This window comes from Kitasatospora sp. NPDC058170 (assembly GCF_042883905.1).
Taxonomy (GTDB): domain Bacteria; phylum Actinomycetota; class Actinomycetes; order Streptomycetales; family Streptomycetaceae; genus Kitasatospora.
This window is the reverse complement of record NZ_JBHVUV010000007.1, coordinates 87,020-110,881: the sequence shown is the minus strand read 5'-3', so window position 1 is coordinate 110,881 and position 23,862 is coordinate 87,020. Positions and strand designations below refer to the sequence as shown.

Genomic DNA, 23,862 nt, shown 5'->3' with positions numbered 1-23,862 from the left:
ACAGGCCCACGACCTCGCACAGGCCCCGGACGGACCGGGAAGGCCTCGGAAAGGAGCAGTGGTGAACCCCACCCCCGCGAACGACACCGGCCCGCTGCGCCGGATGTGCTGGATCTTCCCCGACCGGGAGTCCACCCGGATGACGGCGACGTGGCAGCACTTCTTCTGGGAGTTGTACGCGGAGGCCGCCGCCGAGCTCGGGATGAGCTGGACCAGGCACGCGCCCGAAGCGGTGACCGTGGACGCCACCGTCCGCGGCCGGCCGCGGGTCTACGTCGACGAGGAGCTCGTCACCCCGCAGGACACCCTCTTCATCACCGCGCTCTACTCGCTGCCGTACCAGTCGATGGACGTCTTCAACCAGTACGCGCTGTACGCGGTGCTGGAGCAGGCGGGCTTCTACCTGCCGTTCCCCCCGCAGGTGTCGCTGCTGGGCAACGACAAGCTGGCCACGCTGCTCTACCTGGAGGACTCCCCGGTGCGGCCGATCCCCTCGGTGCGGATCGGCACCGGACGGGACATCAGCAAGCACCAGTACGAGGTGGCCCTCGGGGGCATGACCTACCCGGCGATCGTCAAGCCCTCCGGCTGGTGCGGCGGCGGCGGGATCAACCTGGCCCGCGGCCCCGAGGACGTGCGCGGGCTGGCCAGCCTGGCCCAGGGCGGCGACACCACGCTGGTGGTCCAGCCGTACCTCGGCGACGGCACGGTGGACTACCGGGTGTACGTGGTCGACGGCGAGCCCTACGCGGTGATGAAGCGGACCCCGGAGCCGGGCTCCCCGGTGGCCAACGCCAGCCGCGGCGGCAGCATGGAGTTCCCCCCGGTGCCGCCCGAACTCGCCGCCGCGACGGCCTACTTCGCCGAACGGCTACCGATCCCGTTCTTCTGCGTCGACTTCCTCTTCGACGGGGAGCGGTACTGGTTCTCCGAACTCGAACCGGACGGGGTGATCGCCCCGGACTTCGACGACCCGCACCGCACCCTCCAGCGGGACGTCACCCGCGCCCGCTTCACCGCCTACCGCGACGGCCACGCCAAGTGGCTCGCCGACGGGGCCCGACCGGCCGACCCGTTCGCCGCCGCGGGCCGCCCCTACACCTCCGCGCTCGCCACCACCCCAGGAACGGACCCCCGATGACGGACGTGTTCTCGCTGCCCCCGGACGCGGCCGAGCCGCACCTGCACGTCGCCCGGCGCTCGCTGGAACGGCTGCGGACCGTCCCCGGGCTGGCACCGCGCTACGCCGGGCACGACGGACCGGCCACCCTGGAGGGCCTGGCCGCGCTGCCTCCGCTGGTGAAGGACGACCTCAACGTGGCGCTGGCCCACCTGGAACCGCAGGCCGGACAGGCCGCCACCTGGCTGTTCCAGAGCGGCGGCAGCACCGGCGCGCCGAAGGTCGGCTACGCGCCGACCGGCTTCTACATGGCGGGCGTGTACGCGCACTGGCGGCCGCTGGACCGCGACGACGTCTTCGTCAACGCCTGGGGCGCCGGCCGGATGTGGGGCGCGCACTTCCTCGCCGCGGCCCTGGCCGACCTGTGCGGCTGCCGGATCATCGCGCTGGGCTCGGTCACCCGGGACGAGTACGCCGACTGGCTGGCGTTCTTCGCCGCCCGCGGGGTCACCGCGATCGGCGGGACGCCCAGCGTGCTGCGGCTCTGGTTCGCGAACGCCAGGGCCGCCGGGGTACGGCTGCCGGCGCTGCGCAAGGTGCTCTGGCTCGGCGAGGCCTGGCAGCCCCAGCTGGAGGAGGACATGGCCGCGGTCGCACCGGACGCGCGGCGCTGGGGCATGTTCGGCAGCACCGAGACGTGGGTGGTCGGCACCAACACCCCGGACTGCCCGGCGGACACCTTCCACACCCTCCCCGAACAGCTGGTGCACGTCGGCCCGGACGGCCTGCTGGACTTCACCACGCTCGACCCGGAGATGCTCAACCCGGTGCTGCGCTACCGCACCGGCGACGCCGGGGAGCTCACCGCCTGCCCGTGCGGCCGGCCGGGCCGGGCCATGCGGGTGCTGGGCCGCCGCGACGCCGTGGTGCAGCTGCGCGGTCTGGGGCTGCACGTGGACGAGGTCGTCGTACGGGTGGAACAGGAGCCCGGGGTGGCCAGGGCCCAGGTCCTGATCACCGAGCGGGGCGGCCGGGCCACCGGCGTGGACGTGCTGCTGCTGACCGATCCGGGCGCGCGACCGGACACCGGGCGGCTGCGCAAGGAGCTGCTCTCCGCGACCTTCACGCTGAGCACCGCCTTCCAGCACGACCCGGAGTCCTTCCGGGTCCGCACGGTGGACGAGCTGGTCAGCAACGACCGCACCGGCAAGACCGCCGCCTTCGTGGTCCGGGAGGAGGCGTGAAGCCGCGCCGGCCGGCCCCGCTCGGGCGCGGCTTCGACCTGTTCTGGGCCGGACAGACCGTCAGCACGGTGGGCGACCGGGTCACCCTGTTCGTCGTACCGACCCTGATGATCTTCGCCCTGCACGCCTCGGCGCTCCAGGTCGGCGTGGTCGCCATGGCCCAGTACCTGGGCATCCCGCTGCTCGGGCCGGTCGCCGGGGTGCTGGTGGACCGCTGGGACAAGCGGTGGACGATGCTGGTTTGCGACCTGGTCCGGCTGGCGGCGGTGGCGGTCATCCCGCTCGCCTACTGGCAGGACTTCCTCTCCACCCCGCTGCTGTTCGCCTGTGTCGCGGTGATCAGCGGCGCGACGATCTTCTTCAACGTCGGGTACCTGGTCGCCGTCCCCGCCGTCGTCCCGGAGAAGGACCTGGTCCGCGCCTACTCCCGGCTGGAGGGCAGCGGCTCGGTCGCCGAGGTGGCCGGGCCGTCCATCGCGGCCGGCCTCTACAGCGCGCTCGGCGTGGCCGCCCTGCTGGTGGACGCGGCCAGCTACCTGGTCTCGGCGGTCTGCTTCCGCTTCATGCCACCCTGGGGCGAGCGGACGGTGGTCCCCGGCTCGGTCGGGGAGCGGCTGACCGCCGGGTTCCGGCTGAACTGGGCCGACCCGGTGCTCCGGCGGGTGGTCGTCGCGGCGGTGACGCTCAACTGCGGCGGCCCGGTCTTCGTCACCGTGCTGCCGGTGCTCGCCTACCGCGGGCTCGGCGTCTCGGTCGGCGTGTTCGGCGCGGCGATGTCGGTCGCGGCGGTGGGCGCGCTGATCGGCGCCGTGGTCGCGCCGCGGATCAGCGAACGGCTCGGACTGGGACGGACGCTGGCCTGGGCGCTGCTGCTGCACTGCCTGGTCGGGCTCGGCGTGCTCGCCGCACCCGCGCTGCCGGCCGGGCCGGTGATCGCGGTGACCATGGGCTGCTACGGCTTCTTCATGTCGTGCATCAACGTGTGCAGCGCGCCCACCCGGCAGTCCCGGATGTCGGCGCAGCACCAGGGTGTGATGCACGCGGCCTTCCGCACCGTCACCTGGGGGGTGATCCCGCTCGCCGCGCTGGTCGGCGGCGTGGCCGTCTCGCTGCTCACCGGGCCGCTGGGCATCCTCGACGCCGCCCGGGCGGTGATGGCCGGCGGGACGCTGCTGGCGGCGCTCTCCTTCGTCCCGGCCCTGGGGATCCAGCCGCTGCTGGACGCCGCCGCCCGCGCGGCAGGGTCGCGGGCGGCGGACGCTCCGGCGACCGAGGGTGCCGGTACCGCCGGCTCCGCGACCGACGGCTCCGCGACCGACGGCTCCGCGCTCGCGGAGAGCGCGCCGTGACCGCGGCGGAGCGCCCGGTGCTCCTGATCACCGGGACGTCCTCGGGCATCGGCCTGGCCACCGCGGTCGAGGCCGCCCGGGCCGGGTTCACCGTGGTGGCGACGATGCGCGAGCCCGGCCGGGCCGGACCGCTCCTCGACGCGGCCCACCGGGCGGGCACCACCGTGGACGTCCACCGCCTCGACGTCACCGACGAATCCTCCGTCACGGCCTGCCTGGACGGCGTGCAGCAGGCGTACGGGCGGCTGGACGCGGTGGTCAACAACGCCGGCGTCTCCAACTTCGACCCCACGCTGGAGATGTCGACGACGCAGGCGCTGCGGGCCAACCTGGAGGTGAACTTCTTCGGCGTGATCGCGGTCAGCCGGGCCGCCATGCCGCTGCTGCGCGCCGCCCGCGGCCGGCTGGTCACCATCGGCAGCGTGCACGGCCTCGTCGGCCAGCCCTTCAACGAGGCCTACTGCGCGGCCAAGTTCGCCGTCGAGGGATTCATGGAGAGCCTCGCCCCGGTCGCCGGCGCGCACGGTGTCCGGGTGTCGGTCGTGGTGCCCGGCTTCGTGCCGGACACCGACTTCGGGGTCTTCCCCGACATCGACCGCACCACCATCCGGGCCGCCTCCGGCCCCTACGCGCAGACCTTCGGCGACTACCTCGACTGGGTCGGCGGCCAGGGCTGGGAGGCCGCGGGCCAGTCGGCCCGGGAGGTCGCCGCGGTGGTGGTGGACACCCTGCGCGCCGACCGGCCGCCCTTCCGCGTCCCCACCGGCGCCTGGGCCGCCGCGTACCTGGACCAGAAACTGACCGACCGGGACGGCGCGAGCGTGCAACGGCTCGCCCGCACCTGGATCGGACGACCGGACCCCCGATAGAGGCAGGAGAAGCAGTGCCCGCGAAACCGCTACAGGACCTGGTCGACTTCGCCCGGACCAACTCCCCCTTCTACGCGGAGGCGTACCGCGACGTGCCGCGGACGATCTCGCACCTCACCGAACTGCCCCTGATCGACCAGAACGCCTTCTGGGCCGCCAACACCTGGCCGGACAACCGCCTGCTCACCGGACCGCTGAGCGACGCGGGCGTCTACAAGACCGGCGGCACCACCGGCGTCCCCAAGTTCTCCCCCTGGACGCGCACCGAGCACGCCGACTCGGTGAGCGCCTTCGGTGCGGGCATGGTGCAGGCCGGACTCCGGCCGGGCCACCGGGTGGCCAACCTGTTCTGCGCCGGCGAGCTCTACGGCGGCTTCCTCTACATCGAGAACGCCCTGCACCACGCGCCGGTGGAGAACGTCCGGCTGCCGGTCGGCGGCACCGCGCCCGACGACTACGTGGCCGACCTGATCGCCGGGTTCGGGGTGCACGTCCTGGCCGGCGAGCCGATGAAGCTCAGCTCGGTCGCCGAGTGCCTGGTCAAGCGCGGCGAGAGCGCCGACTCGGTCGAGCTGCTGCTCTTCGGCGGCGACCTGCTCTTCGCCGACCTGCGGCCGATCCTCACCCGGGCCTTCCCCAAGGCGGCCGTGTCCTCGCTCGGCTACGCCTCGGTCGACGCCGGGCTGGTCGGCGCCCCCGTCCCGGGCGACGACGTCCGCGTCCACGAGGCCTTCCCCCACCGCACGGTGGTGGAGCTCGTCGACGACGTGACCGGCGAGCCGATCACCGCCGTCGGCGTGCCCGGCCGGGTCGTGGTCACCAACCTCTTCCGCACCCTGATGCCGATCCTGCGGTACCCGACCGGCGACCGCGCCGAGTGGGTCGACCCCGCGCGCGGCCGGTTCCGCCTGGTCGGCCGGTCCGTCGAGGGCGCCCGGGTGGGGACGGTCGCGATGCCGACCGAGGAGATCCGGGCCGTGCTGATCGCCGCCGACCCCGACCGGTACATCTCCGGGATGCAGCTGGTGCAGCGGCGTTGGGACGGACGGGACGGCCTCATCCTGCGCCTGGGCTGCACCGAGCAGCCTCCCGAGGAGCTGAGCGGGCGCCTCGTCGAGGCGGTCTACGCGGCGCGCCCGCTCTACCCGGCCGAGGTGGCGGCCGGCGCCGTCCACCACCTCGCCGTCGAGTGGGTGCCGCGCTCCGAGCTGGTCACCAACCCCCGGACCGGCAAGCTCCAGCAGGTCTTGGACGAGCGCCCGCCGGCCTGACCGCCGCGCCGGGGCCGCGGGGCTGAGGCGCCGCGGCCCCGCGCGGCGGCCCTGCGCCGCGGTCAGTCGCCGAACGGCCGGCCCGGCAGCATCACGCTCTGCCCGCGGAACTCCGCCACGACCTTTCCGCCCGCCTGGCGGACCGTCACGTCGTAGATCCCGGTACGGCCGGAGCGCGACCGCTCCTGCGCCTCGGCCACCAGTTCGTCGCCGACCGCCGCCGGCGACAGGAAGGTGACCTGGGCGGCCTGCGCGACGGTCACCGGGCCGTGGCTGTTGCAGGCGTACGAGAAGGCCGCGTCGGCCAGCAGGAACAGGTAGCCGCCGTGGGCGATCCCGAAGCCGTTCACCATCGTCCCGGCGACCCGCATCCGCATCCGCGCCCGCCCGGGGGCCACCTCCTCCAGGGCGATCCCCAGCGTGCGGCAGGTGTGGTCGCGCTCGTAGAGCTCGGCGATCGCGCCGCTCCCCTCGCCGCTCCCCTCTCCGGTCGACCCGACATCGGAACCCATGCCGCCCTGCCTTCCCTCGGGGCTCGGCCCCCGTGGCCGGCCGGAATCGCCCCCGGATTACACCGACCCGCCCCGCCGCCTGTCAACGGCCGCCCGGGCGCCCTGTCCCGGCACGGCGCGGGGCGCGCGGCCGGCCTGCCGGGGCCCGCGGCCTCCGGTGGGAGTGTTCACCCGGATGATTCGCCGGTGGAACACCGGATGCGGCACAGTGGCCCCATGAGCGCGGACACGAGGAGTCACCAGGCGGTCGGGCGGCCGGGCGCGGCCCGGCGGCGGCCGGTCCAGCAGCGCAGCCAGGAACGCTGCGAGCGGATCCTGGACGCCTGCGCGGGGCTCCTCGACGCGGTCGGGGCCGGTGCGCTCACCACCAAGGAGGTCGCGCACCGCGCCCAGGTGCCGATCGGCACGCTCTACCAGTTCTTCTCCGGCAAGGAGGACCTGCTGGCCGCGCTGGCCGTCCGCAACCTGGAGCACTACCTCCAGCGGCTGGACCGCCGGCTGTTCGCCGAGGCGCCGGTCGGGCCGGCCGGGTTCACCGACCTCGCGGTGGACGAGTTCGTCGCGATGAAGCGGGCCGTCCCCGGGTTCGGCCAGGTGGACTTCGGTCTGTCGGGTGCGCTCGTGCCCGCCGGGGTCCGGGACGACCGGCACCTGCTGGACACCGACCTGGACAACAACACCGCCGTCGCCCTGCGCCTGCAGGCCCTCGGCGGCGAGGCCTTCGCGGGGGCCGACCCGGCGGCGCTCACGCTGCGGCTGCGGGTCGCCCTGGAGGCGGCGGACGCCGTCCTCAAGCTCGCCTTCCGCAGCGACCCGGACGGCGACCCGGCGCTGATCGCCGAGTGCAAGCGCCTCGTCCGCTGCTACCTCGCCGACCAGCTCACCGGACCGGCCGGAGGACCGCTCGCGCCGCGCTGACGGGGACGGGAACAGACGGGAACGGGACGGGAACGGGGTGCGGACGGCGACGTCGGCGCGGCGGGGACGGCGGTGAGCCGTTGCGAGCCCGCCCCGGCCGCAGCACAGTGGAAGCAGCACAGTGCACGTTTCACCGTGCACGCAGCACAGCGCACGCAGCACAGAGTGCGCGCAGCACAGCAGCCACCGAAGCCGCCACTACCGGAGGAGCAGCCCATGCACGCAGCGGTAGGTGACCAGCTCCACATCCACAGCAGGTCGGTGGGCATGGTCGACCAGAAGGGCGAGATCATCGAGGTCCGCGGCGCCGCCGGCGAGCCGCCGTACATGGTCCGCTTCGAGGACGGCCACGAGGGCCTGATCTACCCGGGCCCCGACTGCGTCGTCGAACCCGTCGAGAAGACCCACTGACCCGCGTACCCGCCGCCCCGCGCCCGACCCGCGCGCGGCGGTGAGTCGCGTTGTCCGCGCCCTTCGCCCCCTCCGTTCCCGCCGCTTCCGCCGTCTCCGCCGTTTCTCCCGTTTCCGCCGCCGCCTCCTCCCCCGGCACTCCGCTCCCCGGCGCGCTCGCCGCGCTCGCGCCACTGCTGGACCACTACGGCTACCCGGCCCTGGCGCTGTTCGTACTGCTCGACAACTGCGGGATCCCCGCGCCCGGCCAGACCATGCTGGTGCTCGCCGCCGTCTACGCCGGCACCGGGCACCTGAGCCTCGCCGCCGTGGTGGCGATCGCCTTCGGCGCGGCCGTCGTCGGCAACAGCCTCGGCTACCTGATCGGCAGTACCGGCGGCCGTGCCTTCGTGCACCGCTGGGGCCGCTACGTGCTGCTCACCCCGGCCCGGATGGAGCGCGCGGACGGCTTCTTCGCCCGGCACGGGGGCAAGGTCGTCACCGTCGCCCGCTTCGTGGACGGCCTGCGCCAGACCAACGGCATCATCGCCGGCACCACCGAGATGCCCTGGCGCCGCTTCCAGCCGTTCAACCTGCTCGGCGCCGCCCTGTGGGTCGGTGTCTGGTCGACCTTCGGCTACCTGGCCGGCGCCAACATCGGCACGGTGTACCGGACCGCGATCCGCTACCAGCTGTGGCTGCTGATCGGGCTCGGTGCGCTCTGTGCGGCGCTGGCCGGACGCCAGCTGCTGCGCCACCGGCGCCGCCGCGACGGCGCCGGGCGCGGCTAGGGATCAGTGCAGGGGGAACACCTCGAACGGCACGGCGAAACGCACCCCGAGCCGGCTGCCGGCGCCCCGGCCGAAGCCCTCCAGGAACTCCCGGGCGTCGGCCATCGCCCCGCCGAGCCCGGCCAGGTAGGCCCGGTGCTCCTCCAGCGAGGCGACGCCCTTGTCGAAGTGCTCGGTGGTGTCCACCGCGTGCCGGGACTCCGGCGAGGCGACCGCCCAGACCTCCTGTACGCCGTTCCACGGCTCGTGGCCCTCGGCCGTCAGCTCGCGGAACACCCAGCGGTTGCCCGCGTCCCGGACGGCGTCCAGGGTGGCGCGGCCGACCGCGATGTGGTCCGCCTGGTTGAGGAACGTCCCGCCGTACGTCTCGCGGAAGTTGCTGGTGATGACGATGTCCGGGCGGTGTCGGCGGACCGCCCGGGCGATGTCCCGGCGCAGCGGCAGGCCGTACTCCAGCACGCCGTCCGGGTGGCCGAGGAACTCGACGGTGTCCACGCCGACCACGGCGGCGGAGGCGATCTGCTCGGCCTCGCGCAGCGGACCGCACTCCTCGGGGCTCATCGAGTCGATCCCGGCCTCGCCGCTGGTGACCATCAGATAGACGACCTTCTTGCCCTGGGCCGTCCAGCGGGCCACCGCGGCGGCCCCGCCGTACTCCATGTCGTCGGGGTGGGCGACGACCGCCAGTGCGGTCTGCCAGTCCTCGTTGACCGGCTCGAACGGCTCGGGTGCCTGCTCGCTCATGGTTCTGCTGCCTCTCGTGCTGTGCCTACGTGCTGTGCCCGTGTGCGGTGCTTGTGTGGTGAGTCCGTGTTGTCCGTGCTGTCCGTGCTGTGCGGTGGTTCGGTCGTACGTTCCTGTCGTCGCACCGCAGGCGACTCTAGGAGATCACCGCGCCGACCGGCCGTCAGACACCGCTCCGGACCGCCGCCTTGACCCTGACGCGCGGGTCAGGGGTTAGCGTCCCGGCACCCGCAGCGGGACCGCCGCTGCCCGGTCCGCCCAGGAGCGCTGCCATGCCCCGCACCCGTCCGTCCGCCCTGCACCCCACCGTCCTGCCCGAGACCGCCCGGGAGGTACGGCTGACCGCCGTCCCCGACGGGCTGCCCGCCCCCGCGCACTTCGCGCTGGTCGAGACCCCGCTCCCGGCGCCCGGCCCGGGCCAGGTGCTGGTGCGCAACCGGTACTTCCTGGTCTTCCCCGGCCTGCGCACCCTGATCGGCGGCGAGCTGGGCGACCTCCCGCTGCCGCTGATCGGCCGGGGCCAGGCGCTGTTCGGCCCCGCGCTCGGCGAGGTGGTGGCCGCACCGGCGGGCGGCCCGCTGCGCCCGGGCGACCTGGTCACCCACCTGCACGGCTGGCGGGACTACGCGCTGGCCGACGCCGACCACTTCACCGCGGTCGACGACACGCTGCCCGACCCGGTGGCCTACCTCTCCCCCGCCTCCGCCGGGTACGGCGGGCTGACCCGCACCGCCGAGGTCCGCGCGGGGGACGTCGTGCTGGTCACCGGCGCGGCGGGCGCGGTCGGCACGGTGGCCGGGCAGGTCGCCCGGCTGCTGGGGGCGTCGAAGGTGATCGGCACCACCGGCTCGCCCGCGAAGGCGGAGCGGCTGGTGAAGGAGCTCGGGTACGACGCCGTGCTGGTGCGCGGGGCCGGACCGATCGCCGAGCAGCTGGCCGGGGCGGCGCCCGACGGCATCGACGTCCTGCTGGACACCGTCGGCGGGGAGCAGCTGACCGCCGCCGTCGACGCGGCCCGGCCCGGCGCGCGGTTCTCGCTGGTCGGGGCGCTCTCCGGGCAGCTGGCACCGGACCGGCTCGGCGGCAGCTCCCCGGCCGTGGTCGACACCTTCCGGCTGCTCAACCAGGGCGTCACAGTGCGCGGCTTCCGCGGCGCGGACCACCCCGGTCTGGAGGCCGAGTGGCGGCCGCGGTTCGGCGCCTGGCTGCGGTCCGGCGAGCTGACGTTCCCCTGGACGGCCGTGTCGGGCATCGATCGCGCCCCGCAGGCGTTGCCCCGGTTGATCGGCGGCCACACCTTCGGGGCCACCATCGTCGAGGTGTAGGTCCTGTCCGGCCGATCCTGCCGGACAGGACCTGGTCGGCAACGGGAGGACGGATGCGGATCGGCGACGCGGCGGCAGCGGCGGGCACCACGCCCCGGGCGCTGCGCTTCTACGAGCAGCGCGGCCTGCTGCCGCCGCCGGTCCGCACGGCCTCGGGCCAGCGTGAGTACGGTCCGGCCGAGGTGGCGCGGGTCCGCACGATCCGGCAGCTGCTGGCGCTCGGCCTGACCGTCGAGGACCTGCGCAGCCGGGCCCACCGGCTCGACCTGCTCGCCGAGGACCCGCCGCGCAGCTGCGCCTCCACCGGTGAGGCGGGGCCGGAGACCTTCGCCCCGGTGGTCGAGCACCGGCTGGCCGAGCTGGACGCCGAGATCGCCCGGCTGACCGGTCTGCGCGACCGCCTCGCCCGCCACGCGTCGTCCGGCGGCGCCGGCCCGGGCCCCGGCGTGGGCGGGGGCCCGGGCGTCGGCGAGCAGGCGGGAGCGTGAAGACGGACCCCGGGGCCGCGGACCGCCCGGCCGGGGTTTTCAGCCGACCACCGGGAGGTCGACGTAGGAGGGGCGTACGGCGCCGCGGCCGATGGTGTACTCGGCCCTGCCGTCGGCGGGCAGGAGCTGGAAGGAGTCGGGGTTGGCGGCCGCGACGGTGAGCCGGATCCGGTCGCCCGCCCTGAAGAGGACCGAGGTCGGCTGGAGGTCCAGCGTCACCTGCTGGGGCGTGCCCTGGGGGAACGGTGCGGCGTCGGCGGCCGCGTAGGTGCGCGGGGTGCGCAGCCGGCGCCAGTCGGGGTTGGTCCACCGGGAGGCCACCGCCCGGTCGGCGAGGGCGAGTTGGCCCTCGGTGATGTAGGTGACGCGGCCGTCCGGGGCGACGTCCTCCAGGTAGACGTGCAGCGCGCCGTCGGCGGCGCCGCTGACGCCCGTCACGTCGAGGCTCACCCGGCCGAGGCCGGTCACCCTGGTGTCCTGGTGGACGGGCGGGCTGGTGTAGCTGAGCAGCCCGCGGTCGACGGCGGCCCGGTCGGGGTAACTGACCGGGTCGCCGCTGAGGTTGGTGTTCCAGCGGTCCAGCGGGCCGGTGCCGGCGGTGGGGTCGAGGGTCAGCGGGTCGGTGGCGGGACGGCCGGGCGCCGGGGTCGGCCGCTGCCGGCTGAGGGTGTTCCCGTCGGCGAGGTAGAGCCGCTGGTTCCTCGTCCCGGGGACCGGCCAGCGGTCGGTGGTGCGCCAGGTGCCCTCGTTGAGGGTGTAGTAGTGCACGAGGCGGCTGCCGTCGGGGAGTTCGCCGTCCCTGACGTAGCGGTCGAAGAACGCGAACGTGCGGTCGCCGATCTGCCGGCGCTCGTCGCCGGTGAGCGGCCGGCTGGGCTGGAACGGGTCGGCGAGGTATCCCTGGCCGTGGTTCCAGGGGCCGATCCAGCTCTCCTGGGTGTTCGACAGGCCGGTGAACTGGGACAGCACGCCGTTCGGGGTGCCGGCGTCCAGCCAGCCGGCGTCGGTGAGGATCGGAATGCCGCCCGCCCTGATGGCGCGGCTGCGCTCCGCCACGCTGGTGACCGCCCAGCCCTCCGGGCCGTCGGTGTAGTCGCGGTGCGCGCCGTTGCGGGCGAGGTCGACCAGGTTGGCGTTCCCGTTGTGCTCGGCGCGCGCGGCCGCGCGCAGCGCGGGCCCGTCCGGACCGTCGACGGGCTTCGGCGCGGCACCGGTCAGCCCGTACTCGCCGCAGAGCCGCCGGGTCTCGTCGCTGGTCTCGCAGGTGGTGCCGCCGGCCTGGTCGAGGATCCGCAGCAGCGCGCCGTAGACGGCGACCCGCGGTTCGATCAGCAGCCCACCGGGGCGGATCAGGTCCTCGTAGGGGTCGAAGTCGTAGGAGTTCGGCGCGGCGGCGGTGATGTGGTGGTTGCGCAGGCCGAGGGCGAGCAGCGCGGTGTCGCCTCCGTAGGAGACGCCGGTCGTCCCGACCCGGCCGTTGGACCAGGGCCGGGCGGCGATCCAGTCGGCGAGCGAGCCGCTGTCGGCGATCAGGGTGCTGCCGAGTTCGGCGTCGAGCGTGCCGAACGAGGCGCCGGTGCCGCGCAGATCGGCCAGGACGTAGGCGTAGCCGCGGGCGTTCCAGCGGCCCGCGGCCCCGGCCCTCGGGTCGTTCTCGGGCCCGCCGGCGTGCTCCCTGGAGCGCCAGTACCGTTCGGTCTCCAGGATGGTCGGCAGCCGTTGTCCGGCGGTGGCACCGGGCGGCAGCCAGACGTCGACGGCGAGCCGGACGCCGTCGGGCATCGCCACGTACAGCGACTGGAGGCGCGGCAGTTCACGGGCCGCGGCGCCTGCGGGGTCGGCGGCGGCGGCCGGCGTGAGTGAGAACGCGAGTGCGGCGAGCACGGCCAGCAGCGCGGTCAGCGGCCGGCGGAGGGAGCGGGGTGGTGGCACGGGTGTCCCCTTCGGTCGTGGCGACCGTGCCGCGAGCCCGTTCCGCCCGCGGACGGCGCACCGGCGCGCTTAGGACGGTGACCCGTCAACGCGCCTTTTTCACACTGGGATTGACGTTCGGTCAGGACAACGACCGACACCCCTCACGCGCTCCCGGCCCCGGCCCCTCGCTTCACGCCCCCGCCGGGCCCGGCGCGGTCGGCGCCACCCTGGGCCCGGTCGTCACCGGCGCGCGGTGCCCTCGGACCGGACGGCCGCCACGGCCGCCTCGCCCGCCTCGTCTGCGGGCACTGGCAGTTCGGCGACCACGGCGAACCCCCCGTCGGGCTGCGGGCCGACGGTGAGGGTGCCGCCGTGCAGGGCGACGCGCTCGCGCATGCCGATGAGGCCGTAGCCGCCCGGTCCCGCCTTCGGCGCCCCCTCCTGCGGCGGCGCTCCCCCGCCGTCGTCCCGGACCTCGATGGCGACCAGCTCCTGATGGTACGTCAGTCGGACCGAGACGCGGGCGGGTCCCGCGTACTTGCGGGCGTTGGTGAGGGCCTCCTGGGCGATCCTGAACACCGTGAGGCCGACGGTCGGCGGCAGCGGACGCGGCAGCCCGTGGACGGCGAACTCGGTCGGCAGTCCGGCGAGGCGGGACTCGGCCACCAGGCGGTCGAGCTCGTCGGCGCCGGGCTGGGGCAGCGACGGCTCGGCCTCCGGTTCGTCGCCGGCCCGCAGCACGTCGAGGAGTTGGCGCATCTCGCGCAGCGCGAGCCGCCCGGAGGACTCCAGGGCGACCAGGGCGTCCCGGACCACCTCCGGTTCGCCGAGGTTGGCCCGGGCCCCGCCGGCCATCAGCTGCATGGCGGTGATGTGGTGGGCCACGATGTCGTGCAACTCCCTTGCGATGCGGCGGCGTTCGTCGGCCACCGCACGGTCGGCAAGGAGTCTGCGGTTGGCCGCGACCTCGCGCTGCCAGCGGTTGAGCGCCACCGCGGCGCCGACGACGATCAGGGCGCTGAGGGGTGCGGCGACGGCGTCCTGCCAGGTCGGAATCCGGCCGTCGCCCTGGCTCAGCAGCGTCAGCGACACCGTCGCGGCGGCCGCGGCCGCCGTCACCCGACCGGAGCACTCCCTGGCGACCGAGTACAGGGCGACCACCAGGACGGCTCCGAAGTGGCGGGGCAGCGGCACCATCAGAGCGGCCGTCACATCGAGTGCCAGGACAGCGGTGAGCGCCGCCACCGGGTGGCTCCGCCGGGCGAGCAGCGGCACGGCCGCCAGCGCGACGAGGAGGAACCCGGCGACGCTCACCCGGTGCTGGGCGCCGGGTGCGTCGAAGAACACGTAGCTGAGCAGGTTCATCGCGCAGGCCCCGACGGTCACGAGTGCGTCGCCGAGGCCCCACGGCGGCTCGGCGCCGTCGGTGCGCAGCGGCTCCCGGGCATCGTCCGGCCCGTCGTGTCGGCTCCTGAGCATGTCTGTTTCCCCTTGCGTCCGACCTCCCGGCCCCCGGGACAGGGTTGCACAGCGGCCGCGGCGGCGGTTCGCACCCCCCGGCCCGGCACCAGGACCAGGGTCCTGGTCGCGGGCCGGGGAGGGCCTCAGGACCCCGGTCCGGATCACCCGCTGCCACGACGCCCGAAGGCCCCTCGCAGTGATGGTCTGGAGACCGGCCGGGAGCCCCCGGCAGACGTCCGTTTCCAAGTCCGTCCGTCGGAGGACATCGTGATCCGCGCCCTGACCGGCTACTCCACCAGACACCCGTGGAAGGTCATCGTCCTCTGGGTGGTGCTGGGTGTCGCACTGAGCGCCCTGACCCCGAGCCTGATCTCCCGCGTCACCCAGAACCAGACCGGGGAGTTCCTGCCCCGGAGCTACGACTCGGCCGCCGCGCTGCAGATCGCCCAGGAGCGGTTCGGGGTGGACCCCGACGCCACCACGGTGACGGTCCTGGTCGCCCGGTCGGACGGCAGGGCCCTCGGCGCCGACGACCAGAAGCGGATCGAGGCCGAGGCCGCGAAGCTCGCCCAGCGCCGCGTGGTCATGCCCAGGGAGGACGACCTCCCGGAGTTCCTGGTCCAGGACCGCTCCCAGACTCCCCTGGTCGCCCCGGCGATGACGGCGCCCGACCGGAGCTTCGCGCTGCTCTCCGTCCAACTGCTCGGGAACCCCGTGGACCCGGGGGTCCAGGGCGTCTACCGAGCCTTCCGGGACGCCGCCCGGACCCAGTTCACCGAGGCGGGGATGCGCACCGGGTTCACCGGGAGCCTCGCCGACACCGTCGACACCACGGATGCCCACAAGACCGCCGCGACGGTCGGGAGCGCCCTCGTCATGGGGTTCATCGTCCTGCTCAACGTGCTGGTGTTCCGCAGTGTCCTGGCGGCCGTGCTGCCGCTGATCGCGGTCGCCATGATCGGCGGCGTGGCGGGGGGAGCCGTCGCGGGTGCCGCGATGCTCACCGGGCGCAAGCTCGACGCGGGCACGCCGGGGTTGATCAACGTGGTCCTGCTCGGCATCGGCATCGACTACCTGCTGTTCCTGCTGTTCCGCTTCCGCGAGCACCTGCGCGCCCGGCCGGAGCAGAACGCCCGCGAGGCGGCCGCGCAGGTCTCCGGCCGGGTCGGCACCGCGATCACCTCGGCGGCGCTGACCATCGTGGCGGCGTTCGCCACCCTGGGGCTGGCGACCTTCGGGCAGTTCCGCTCGCTGGGCCCCGCGATCGCCGTCGCGGTCCTGGTGATGCTGCTCGGCAGCCTCACCCTGCTGCCGGCGCTGCTCGCGGCCGCCGGGCGCAAGATGTTCTGGCCCTCCAAGTCCCTGCGCCACGAGCCGCCCGCAGGCCGCGCCGCCCGCTTCGGCGCGCTGGTCGCACGACGGCCGCTGGCGATGCTGACCGCCTCCGTCGCCCTGCTCGCCGCGCTGGCCGCCGGGTTGGTCGGCATCCGGATGGACTACGGCCGGGCCGACACCGGCGACCGGACCCCGGCCGCGGCCACCGCGGCCGAGATCTCCCGTGCGCTGCCGGCCGGGGTGTCGGACCCGACGAGCGTCCTGGTCGCCGCCACGGACGGCCGCGCCCTCGCCGCCGACCGGCTGGACGACCTCGCCAAGGCGCTCTCCCGGGTCGACGGCGTGGGCCAGGTAGCCCCGATCGTGCTGAACGCCGACCACCGTGCCGCCCGGATCGACCTCTACACGACCGCCGACCCGCAGAGCCGGCAGGCCCGCGACCTGGCCTCCGGGCCGATCCGGGCCGCGGTCGCCGGGCACACGCCCGCCGGGACGACGGCCCACGTGGGCGGGACGGCGGCGATCTTCGCGGACATCTCCACCGCCGTCGACCACGACCTGCGGATCGTGTTCCCGGTCGCGGCCGCGCTGATCGCGCTGATCCTGCTGCTGCTGCTGCGCAGCCTGCTCGCGCCGGTGGTCCTGATGCTCGCCGTCGGGCTCGGCTTCGCCGCCACCCTCGGCGCCGCCACGCTGCTGTTCCAGCACGCCCTGGGCAAGCCGGGTGTCGCCTTCACCCTCCCCCTGGTGCTGTTCCTGTTCGTCGTGGCGCTGGGCACCGACTACAACATCCTGATCACCGACCGGATCCGGGAGGAGATGCAGCGCCCGGGCCCGGCCCGCGCCGCCGTGGCCCGCGCGGTACAGCACACGACACCGGCCATCGCGACGGCCGGGCTGGTGCTGGCCGGCTCCTTCGCGACGCTCGCCACGACCCCGGGCAGCGAACAGGTCGCCTTCGCGATGGCGCTCGGCATCATGCTCTCCGCGCTCGTCCTCTCGCTGGTGCTGGTCCCCGCGCTCGCCGCACTGCTCGGCCGGGCCATCTGGTGGCCGGTCCGCCCGCGGCCCGCCACGGCCGGCCACCCGCAGCACCGTGCCACCGAACCCGCCCCGCAGCCCGACCGGGTCACGACGTACTGACCCCCGGGGTCCGCGAACGGCGACGGGCCGTGCACCCCGCGGGGTGCACGGCCCGTCGCCGTTGCCGTGGCCGGGTGCGCGGCCCGTCGCCGTGGCCGGGTGCGCGACCGCCGCCGACCCGGGGCCCGGACGGGGATCAGCAGGCGACGGGCACCGCGATGGTGGCGGTGGACGGCGGCCAGCCCCACTGCGTCACCAGGAAGGTGCCCTCGACGGTCGAGCCGCAGGGGACGGCGCCGGAGACCTGGCCCACCCAGCGGCCGCCCTTGGGGATGACGGCGCTCGGCGTGTCGGTGCCGAGTTCGGCGCCGCCGACCACGGAGGCGGAGAGGCGGAAGGGGACGGCCCGCTCCTTCCAGGTGATGCTGGCGGGGACGGCGTGACCGGTCAGCGTGAGCCGGTCGCCGTCGACCTCGGCGCAGAGCTCGGTGAGCAGGATGCCCTCGTAGCCGGAGACACAGGTCCTCGTGGGGATGGACGAGGCGGTCTCGGCTGCGGTCCGGGCAGTGGCCTGAGCAGCGCCGGCCGCGGTCAGGACGGCGGTGCCGGCGAGGATGGCGAGGAGCCGGTTCATCGGATGCTTCCCGTTCGTAGGAATGGATGACACCGTGAAGCAATGTGACATTTCACGCTTCACACCTCAGATACTGCCATGGATTCGAGCGGAATACCTAGTTCCAACCTTGCTCTCGAAGCCAATTCACGATTTCAGCCTTCACATGTCCGAATCTCGTCGGTCGGAGCTCGGCCGCCTGCACTCCCGGCCGGACGCGCCGTCCGAACGCCGGGCCCACCGGGCGCCGGGGCCTTACGTTGACCCCATGGCACGCAGCGCCCGGGCCGCGCGGCTCGCACCCCCCAGCTGGCTCGCCGCGGGCCTGCGCCCCCGGTCGGCGCCGATTCCCTGGGCGGCCGTCGCCCGCGCCTCGGTCGCCCTCTCGGCGCCCCTGGCCGTCGGCTTCGCCACCGACCGGCCCGCGTACGGCGCCCTGGTCTCGATGGGCGCACTGTCCGCGGTCATCGGCGACACCGCCGACGCCTACCGGATGCGGGTCTTCAACATCGCCGTCCCCCAGCTGTTCGGCGCCCTCGGCGTGGCCCTGGGCACCCTGGTGTACGGGGACGGCTGGGTCGCCGTCGGCGTGCTGACCCTGATCGCACTGGTCTCCGGCATGATCTCCTCGATCGGCGCGGTCGCCTCCGCGTCCGGCCTGCTGCTCCTGCTCGACGCCGTGGTCGGCGCCGGCCTGCCGATGCCCACCCCCTGGTGGAAGGCGCCCCTGCTGCTCACCCTCGGGGGCGTGCTGGTGCTCCTCCTCGCCCTGTTCGCCTGGCCGCTGCGCGGCGGCGTCCCCGAACGGACCGCCGTCGCCGGGACGTACCGGGCCGTCGCCGACCTCCTCGCCGCGGCCGGCACCCCCGCGCACGACGAGAAGCGACAGGCCGTCACGCACTCCCTCAACGAGTCCTACGACCTGCTGCTCGCGCACCGCACCCGCCGGCACGGCCGCTCCCCCGGGTCGGTGCGGCTGCTCGCCCAGCTGAACGCCGTCATCCCGGTGGTCGAGGCCGCCACCTCGGCGAAGCTGCGCCCCTCCTCGCTCGGACCGCTGCCGGACGCCTACCCGGCGGCGGCCCGCGAGCTCGCCGCCGCCGTCGGGACCGGCCGCACCGGGGCGGGACCCCTCGCCCTGCCGGAGCCCGCGGGGCCGTCCGAGCGCGCCGTGGACCACGCGCTGCGGTACGCGGCGACCGTCGTCCACGAGACCGCGCCCGACCTGCACGGCGTCGCCGAACGACTGGGCCGGCCCGCGCCCGTGCGGATCCGCACCCGGCGCGCCCTGCGGGCGGTGATGCTGTCCGGGGCGTCCTGGCGGTACGGGCTGCGGCTCGCGCTGTGCATCGGCCTCGCCCAGGCCCTGGTCTCGGTGATCGCCGTCCCCCGCTCCTACTGGGTCACCCTGACCGTCACCTTCGTGATGAAACCCGACTTCGGGTCGGTCTTCTCCCGGGCCGTGCTGCGCGCCCTCGGCACCGCGGCCGGACTGCTGATCGCCATGCCCGTCCTCGCGGCGGTGCCGCACGGGTGGTGGGACGTGCCGGTGATGATGCTGCTCGCGACGCTGATCCCGGCGGTCTCCGCGAAGGGCTACGCCTTCCAGACCGCGGCCATCACCCCGGTGATCCTGCTGCTCTCCGACCTCCTCAACCACCAGGGCTTCGACCTGGTACTGCCCCGGCTCTACGACTCGCTGATCGGCTGTGCGATCTCGCTCGTCGCGGGCTACCTGCTGTGGCCGGAGTCCTGGCACACCCGGATCGGCGACCGGCTCGCCGACGCGGTGTCGGACACGGCGGCCTACCTGGCCCTCGCCTTCGAACCCCGGCCGGACCAGACGGCCCGGCTGAAGTACCGGCGCCGGCTCTACCGCGACCTGTCCACCGTGCGCTCCGAGTTCCAGCGGGCACTGACCGAGCCCCCGCCCACCGGGACGCGCGCCGCCGCCTGGTGGCCGCTGGTCATCGCCGTCGAGCGGATCGTCGACACCACCACCGCCACCCGGGTCCGGGTCGACCACGGCGAACCCGCCCCGCCCGCCGACGAGATCGCCGCCATCGGACGCGAGTTGCGGGAGCTCGCCGACGCGGTGCGGTCGAGCGGCAGCCCGGCGCGGGCACCGGCGGAGGCGGACGGGCCGGACGAGCCGACGGGCGTGCTGGCCCCGCTGCACGACGAGGTCCGGGCGGCCCGCGCGGTCGCCGCGCCCGGCCTGGGCTGAGCGCCGGACCGGGCCGGGGTCCGGGAGAGGGTGATCTGAGGGCCGGTCAGCACCCGTCCCGGGCGACCGGCGGGCACCCGGGGGCGCGTCGTACGATCAACCCATGTCCCAGCATTCAGGCTCGTTTCGCTCACTCTGGTCCAAGGACGCCGTGCTGTCGATCGCGTCGGCGGGCTCCACCCTCTCGATCGGATCGGTCGCGTCCGTGCTCTCCGTGGGCTCGGTCGGCAGCGTCCTGTCGATCGGCTCGGTCGGCTCGGCGCTCTCCGTCCTGTCGGCCGGCTCCTTCCTGAGCACCGGCTCGATCCTCTCCGCCCAGTCGCGGTGGTCGACGCTGTCCTGGCGCTCCCGGGGCAGCCTGCTAGCCGCCGGCGCGGTGGCGGCGGTCGCCGGTACCGCACTGGTCGAACGGCACCGGTCCCGCTAGGTCCGGTCCGGTCGCCGGTGTCGTCGGTGTCGTCGATGACGACACCGACCACCGGGACGCGGAGTTCAAGGACGGCTTCGGCACTGACGGTCCGTCCGGCCGTCGACGCGTTCGTCCGACTAATTCGCTACCCGGCGGCCGGAACGCCGTGATACACAACCGACGTGCAAAACATTTTGGAGTTTCCCGAGGTCCTGCGGCTGATCGAAGACCGCTCGGCCGCGTTCCGCGCCGCGATCGCGTCCGTCCCCGACCTTGACGTCCAGGTACCGACCTGCCCGGACTGGACGCTGCGCGAGCTGGCGCAGCACATCGGCGACGGCCGCCGCCGCCAGGCCGCCATCGTCGCGGCGGGCCCGGGCGCCGAGCCCCCCGCGAGGACGGACCCGAAGGGCGCCCCGACGGCGCCGCGCGACCGCGAAGCCCTGGACGCCTGGCTCGCCGAGTCGACCGAGCTGATGCTCGACGCGATGCGCGAGGCCGGCCCGGACCGCGGCTGCTGGACCTGGTGGGGCCGCTCGCAGGCCCCGGAGACCAGCGGAGCCGTGGCCCGGCACCAGATCCAGGAGCTCGCCGTCCACACCTACGACGTCCAGCTCACCCAGGGAGCCGCACAGCCGCTGCCGACGGACGTCGCGGTCGAGGGCGTCGACGAGTTCCTGACGACCGTTTCGGCGACGAACGTCCCCTGGCCGTTCAAGCCGGCGACCATCGACCTGCACGCCACCGAGGGCCGCTCCTGGCGCCTGACCCTCAACGCCGACGGCGTCCGCTGCGACGACCTCGCCGCCGACGCGGAGCCGGGCGACATGGCGATGCGAGGCGCAGCGGGCGAACTGGTCCTCTACTTCTACGCCCGCGTCCCGCTCGACAGCGTGGAGACCACCGGCAACGCCGAGCCGATGGAGCAGCTCGCGGAGTGGGACCCGAACGCGTAGACGCGTACCTGCGCGCGTGACGGGGCGAACGGGCCGGGCCAGGCCCGTTCGCCTCCCGATCCGCGCGGCCCCGGCCGGGCGCCTCAGGTCCTGGCGTCCTGCCGGTCCTGGATCCGCCGCCACGGGCGCTCCGCCTCCAGGGCGAAGGCCAGCTCCAGCAGCACCTGCTCCCGCCCGTGCGCCGCCGAGAGGTGCACGCCGATCGGCAGGCCGTTCGCCGCCTCCCCCGCGGGCAGTGCGATCCCCGGGCCGCCCGTCACGTTGTTCACGGGCGTGAAGGCCACATAGCGGTTCAGCCGGTCCAGCAGCTCATCGAACGCGACGTTCGGGCTCAGGTAACCGATCGGCGGGGCGACGTGCGCCAGCACCGGCGAGAGGATCACGTCGTGCTCGTGGAACAGGCCCGCGTAGGCCTGCTCCGCCTGCCGCAGCCGGCGCAGCACGCCCGGTGTCCGGAGGAACTCGCGCTGGTAGCGGCGCCGCAGCCCCAGGGTCAGACCGTCCAGCTTCCGGGTCTGGAAGCCGCGGTCCAGCACCAGCCGGCCCGTGGCGGCGATCAGGAAGGCGAGATAGCCCCAGTACAGCGTGAAGTCCCGGGCGAACTCGGCCCCGAACGGCAGAGCCGCGGGTACGACCCGGTGCCCCATCCCCTCCAGCCGCGCCGCCGTCTCCTCGACGGCCCGGCGGGTCTGCTCGTCGGTGGTGGCCAGCGGCGAGTCCAGCACCAGCCCGACCCGCAGCGACCGCTCCCCCGGGCCCTCCACCAGCCCGAGCGGGGGCAGCGCGGGATTGCGGTAGTGCCGCTCGGCCGCCGCCAGGAAGGCGGCGGTGTCCCGGACGGAACGCGTCACCACCCCGTCCGTGACCAGGTCGATCGGCAGCCTGCGGCCCTGGCCGTTCGCCACCGTCCGGCCGCGGGTCGGCTTCAGGCCCACCAGTCCGCAGCAGGCCGCCGGGATCCGGATCGAGCCGCCGCCGTCGTTGGCGTGCGCGATCGGCACCACACCGGACGCCACCAGGGCGGCCGCACCGCCGGAGGAGGCCCCCGCCGAGTGCGAGGGCTTCCACGGGTTGCGCACCGGCGGCGCGTCGGCGAACTCGGTCGAGGCGTTGAGGCCGAACTCCGGCAGCCTGGTCTTGCCCAGCACCACCAGGCCGGTGCTCAGGAACTGGTCCGCGAATCCGGCGTTCCGCCGGGCCGGGCGGGCCTGGAACGCCGCGCTGCCCTGGCCGGTCGGCAGGCCCGCGAGGTCCACGTTGTCCTTCAGGTAGGTGGGCACGCCGAACAGCGCACCGCCCGCGCCGGCCGGGGCGCTGCGCGGCTGCTCGTAGGCCTCGCACGCGACCGGCGCCAGCTCCGCCTCGACCCGCCGGGCCCGCTCCACCGCGGCGGCGGCCAGCTCCCCTGGGCTCACCTTGCCCGTGCGCACCAGCTCCGCCAGCGCCACCGCGTCGTGCTCACCCAGCGCATCGTCGCCGAATGCGTGGATCCGCTTGTCCGCCATGCGAACTCCCTCATCCCTACCGGCTGGTAATACCCAGAGGGTTCAGCAGTGTAGGGGCGCGCAGCGGCGGCCGACACCCCGCACCGGGCGGGCCGCCCGCCGGCTCACCCACGGTCGGGCCGTGGTCGGGCCATGGTCGGGCCGACCATTTCTGAGAGCGCTCTCACGCCGTGTCCGGTACCGGATAGGCTCTGGGGGCGAAGCGTTTTCGGGAGAGGAGCCCACGGTGGCGGAGCACACGGCGCGGCCGACACTGGAGTCGGTGGCCGAGCGGGCCGGGGTCTCCCGGGCCACCGCGTCCCGGGTGGTCAACGGCGGGGCCGGGGTCCGGGAGTCGCTGCGGGAGAAGGTCCAGCGGGCGGTGGACGAGCTGGGGTACGCGCCCAACCTGGCCGCCCGCACCCTGGTGACCCGGCGGAACCAGGCGGTCGCGGTGGTGGTCGCGGAGCCGGAGAGCCGGCTCTTCTCCGATCCGTTCTTCGCCCAGCACCTGCGCGGGATCGGCCGCGAACTGTCCGACGCCGACAACCAGATGGTGCTGCTGCTGATCGAGGACCAGCGCGACTACGACCGGGTCGGCCGCTACCTGGCCGGCGGCCACGTGGACGGGGCACTGCTGTTCTCCCTGCACCGGGCCGACCCGCTGCCGGAGATGGCCCGCCGGGTGGGCCTGCCGTTCGTGGTGGGCGGGCGGCCCGGCTGGCCGGGCGCGGAGTCCGAGCGCGAGCTGGTGTACGTGGACAGCGACAACCGGGGCGGTGCGCGGCTGGCCGTCGGACACCTGGCCGCGCTCGGCCGGACGGCGATCGCGACCATCACCGGCCCGCTCGACCAGACCTCGTCCGTGGACCGCCTCGACGGCTACCGCGACCTGCTGCCCGACGGGGATCCGGAGCTGATCGCCGAGGGCGACTTCACCCGGGACGGCGGCTGCCGCGCGATGGCCGAACTGCTCGCCCGCCGCCCCGACCTGGACGCCGTGTTCGCGGCCTCGGACGCGATGGCCTCGGGTGCGCTGCGGGTCCTGCGGGCGGCCGGCCGCCGGGTGCCGCAGGACGTGGCCGTGGTCGGCTTCGACGACGTCGAGTCGATCGCGGCCTGGACCGAGCCCCCGCTGACCACCATCCGGCAGGACATCGAGGGCATGGGCCGCCTGATGGCCCGGCTGCTGCTGCGCCGACTGGCACAGGACCAGGGCACCGCGGCCGGGGGCCCCGGCCTGCGCGTCGGCGGGCCCACCTCGGTGATCACCCCGGTACACCTGGTCCACCGCGGCTCGGCCTGAGACCGGGCGACACGGCCCCGGGCGCCCGGATCGGGCCGGGGCCGTGTCGCCCG

21 protein-coding genes are annotated in these 23,862 nt (G+C 74.7%); 15 read left to right on the top strand and 6 right to left on the bottom strand.

The window, feature by feature from the left end:
- Window positions 1-61: 61 nt before the first annotated feature.
- The 5 genes from ACFVVX_RS10355 to ACFVVX_RS10335 are packed head-to-tail and all read left to right on the top strand — an operon-like array spanning window position 62 to window position 5,853.
- Window positions 62-1,141, top strand: coding sequence for a RimK family alpha-L-glutamate ligase (locus tag ACFVVX_RS10355; protein WP_387943577.1), 1,080 nt, complete (start codon window positions 62-64; stop codon window positions 1,139-1,141).
- Window positions 1,138-2,364: an AMP-binding protein gene (locus ACFVVX_RS10350; RefSeq protein WP_387943575.1), complete on the top strand. Its 1,227-nt coding sequence runs from the start codon at window positions 1,138-1,140 to the stop codon at window positions 2,362-2,364. Before ACFVVX_RS10355 ends, ACFVVX_RS10350 begins: the two co-directional genes overlap by 4 nt.
- A complete protein-coding gene (locus ACFVVX_RS10345; RefSeq protein WP_387943573.1) occupies window positions 2,361-3,713 on the top strand; it encodes an MFS transporter in 1,353 nt (450 codons plus the stop codon). Before ACFVVX_RS10350 ends, ACFVVX_RS10345 begins: the two co-directional genes overlap by 4 nt.
- Window positions 3,710-4,582, top strand: a complete 873-nt coding sequence (locus tag ACFVVX_RS10340; RefSeq protein ID WP_387943571.1) for an SDR family NAD(P)-dependent oxidoreductase — start codon at window positions 3,710-3,712, stop codon at window positions 4,580-4,582. The genes ACFVVX_RS10345 and ACFVVX_RS10340 overlap by 4 nt, the downstream gene beginning before the upstream one ends.
- A 14-nt stretch (window positions 4,583-4,596) precedes the next feature.
- On the top strand, window positions 4,597-5,853 hold the full coding sequence (locus tag ACFVVX_RS10335; RefSeq protein ID WP_387943569.1) for a phenylacetate--CoA ligase family protein: 1,257 nt from the start codon (window positions 4,597-4,599) through the stop codon (window positions 5,851-5,853).
- A 62-nt stretch (window positions 5,854-5,915) separates the two neighbouring features.
- On the opposite strand, the gene paaI is transcribed toward ACFVVX_RS10335, so the two are convergent.
- Window positions 5,916-6,365 carry a hydroxyphenylacetyl-CoA thioesterase PaaI gene (gene paaI, locus ACFVVX_RS10330; protein ID WP_387943567.1) on the bottom strand — a complete coding sequence of 150 codons (450 nt, stop codon included), beginning with the start codon at window positions 6,363-6,365 and terminating at the stop codon, window positions 5,916-5,918.
- A gap of 216 nt (window positions 6,366-6,581) precedes the next feature.
- Here paaI and ACFVVX_RS10325 point away from each other — a divergent pair, with 216 nt between their 5' ends.
- The 3 genes from ACFVVX_RS10325 (at window position 6,582) to ACFVVX_RS10315 (ending at window position 8,464) form a co-directional block, all read left to right on the top strand.
- On the top strand, window positions 6,582-7,283 hold the full coding sequence (locus ACFVVX_RS10325; RefSeq protein ID WP_387943565.1) for a TetR/AcrR family transcriptional regulator: 702 nt from the start codon (window positions 6,582-6,584) through the stop codon (window positions 7,281-7,283).
- 216 nt (window positions 7,284-7,499) lie between these two features.
- Window positions 7,500-7,694 (top strand): DUF1918 domain-containing protein, encoded by a 195-nt coding sequence (locus ACFVVX_RS10320; protein WP_387943563.1) that lies wholly within the window; start codon window positions 7,500-7,502, stop codon window positions 7,692-7,694.
- Between the two features lie 50 nt (window positions 7,695-7,744).
- The gene (locus tag ACFVVX_RS10315; protein ID WP_387943561.1) at window positions 7,745-8,464 is read left to right on the top strand and encodes a DedA family protein; all 720 of its coding nucleotides are present in this window, start codon (window positions 7,745-7,747) and stop codon (window positions 8,462-8,464) included.
- A 3-nt stretch (window positions 8,465-8,467) separates the two neighbouring features.
- Here the strand turns inward: ACFVVX_RS10315 and ACFVVX_RS10310 are convergent, their stop codons facing one another.
- Window positions 8,468-9,208: a PIG-L deacetylase family protein gene (locus tag ACFVVX_RS10310; protein WP_387943559.1), complete on the bottom strand. Its 741-nt coding sequence runs from the start codon at window positions 9,206-9,208 to the stop codon at window positions 8,468-8,470.
- 272 nt (window positions 9,209-9,480) lie between these two features.
- Here ACFVVX_RS10310 and ACFVVX_RS10305 point away from each other — a divergent pair, with 272 nt between their 5' ends.
- Window positions 9,481-10,533, top strand: a complete 1,053-nt coding sequence (locus ACFVVX_RS10305) for an MDR family NADP-dependent oxidoreductase (RefSeq protein ID WP_387943557.1) — start codon at window positions 9,481-9,483, stop codon at window positions 10,531-10,533.
- 53 nt (window positions 10,534-10,586) lie between these two features.
- Window positions 10,587-11,021, top strand: coding sequence for a MerR family transcriptional regulator (locus ACFVVX_RS10300; RefSeq protein WP_387943555.1), 435 nt, complete (start codon window positions 10,587-10,589; stop codon window positions 11,019-11,021).
- Between the two features lie 39 nt (window positions 11,022-11,060).
- On the opposite strand, the gene ACFVVX_RS10295 is transcribed toward ACFVVX_RS10300, so the two are convergent.
- Together ACFVVX_RS10295 and ACFVVX_RS10290 are read right to left on the bottom strand one after the other, a co-directional pair.
- Window positions 11,061-12,953 (bottom strand): CocE/NonD family hydrolase, encoded by a 1,893-nt coding sequence (locus tag ACFVVX_RS10295; RefSeq protein ID WP_387943553.1) that lies wholly within the window; start codon window positions 12,951-12,953, stop codon window positions 11,061-11,063.
- A 222-nt stretch (window positions 12,954-13,175) separates the two neighbouring features.
- Window positions 13,176-14,414 (bottom strand): sensor histidine kinase, encoded by a 1,239-nt coding sequence (locus tag ACFVVX_RS10290; protein ID WP_387943551.1) that lies wholly within the window; start codon window positions 14,412-14,414, stop codon window positions 13,176-13,178.
- A gap of 249 nt (window positions 14,415-14,663) precedes the next feature.
- Between ACFVVX_RS10290 and ACFVVX_RS10285 the strand changes: the two genes are divergently transcribed.
- On the top strand, window positions 14,664-16,874 hold the full coding sequence (locus ACFVVX_RS10285) for an MMPL family transporter (protein ID WP_387943549.1): 2,211 nt from the start codon (window positions 14,664-14,666) through the stop codon (window positions 16,872-16,874).
- 136 nt (window positions 16,875-17,010) lie between these two features.
- On the opposite strand, the gene ACFVVX_RS10280 is transcribed toward ACFVVX_RS10285, so the two are convergent.
- On the bottom strand, window positions 17,011-17,448 hold the full coding sequence (locus tag ACFVVX_RS10280; RefSeq protein WP_387943547.1) for a hypothetical protein: 438 nt from the start codon (window positions 17,446-17,448) through the stop codon (window positions 17,011-17,013).
- Window positions 17,449-17,695: 247 nt separating this feature from the next.
- On the opposite strand from ACFVVX_RS10280, the gene ACFVVX_RS10275 reads away from it, so the two are divergent.
- The 3 genes from ACFVVX_RS10275 (at window position 17,696) to ACFVVX_RS10265 (ending at window position 21,019) form a co-directional block, all read left to right on the top strand.
- Window positions 17,696-19,654 (top strand): FUSC family protein, encoded by a 1,959-nt coding sequence (locus ACFVVX_RS10275; protein WP_387943545.1) that lies wholly within the window; start codon window positions 17,696-17,698, stop codon window positions 19,652-19,654.
- A 103-nt stretch (window positions 19,655-19,757) separates the two neighbouring features.
- Entirely contained in the window at window positions 19,758-20,081 is a 324-nt protein-coding gene (locus ACFVVX_RS10270) for a hypothetical protein (protein WP_387943543.1), read from the top strand.
- Window positions 20,082-20,245: 164 nt separating this feature from the next.
- Window positions 20,246-21,019, top strand: coding sequence for a maleylpyruvate isomerase family mycothiol-dependent enzyme (locus ACFVVX_RS10265; protein ID WP_387943541.1), 774 nt, complete (start codon window positions 20,246-20,248; stop codon window positions 21,017-21,019).
- Window positions 21,020-21,102: 83 nt separating this feature from the next.
- On the opposite strand, the gene ACFVVX_RS10260 is transcribed toward ACFVVX_RS10265, so the two are convergent.
- On the bottom strand, window positions 21,103-22,524 hold the full coding sequence (locus ACFVVX_RS10260) for an amidase (RefSeq protein WP_387943539.1): 1,422 nt from the start codon (window positions 22,522-22,524) through the stop codon (window positions 21,103-21,105).
- Window positions 22,525-22,750: 226 nt separating this feature from the next.
- Between ACFVVX_RS10260 and ACFVVX_RS10255 the strand changes: the two genes are divergently transcribed.
- A complete protein-coding gene (locus tag ACFVVX_RS10255; RefSeq protein ID WP_387943537.1) occupies window positions 22,751-23,809 on the top strand; it encodes a LacI family DNA-binding transcriptional regulator in 1,059 nt (352 codons plus the stop codon).
- Window positions 23,810-23,862 lie beyond the last annotated feature (53 nt).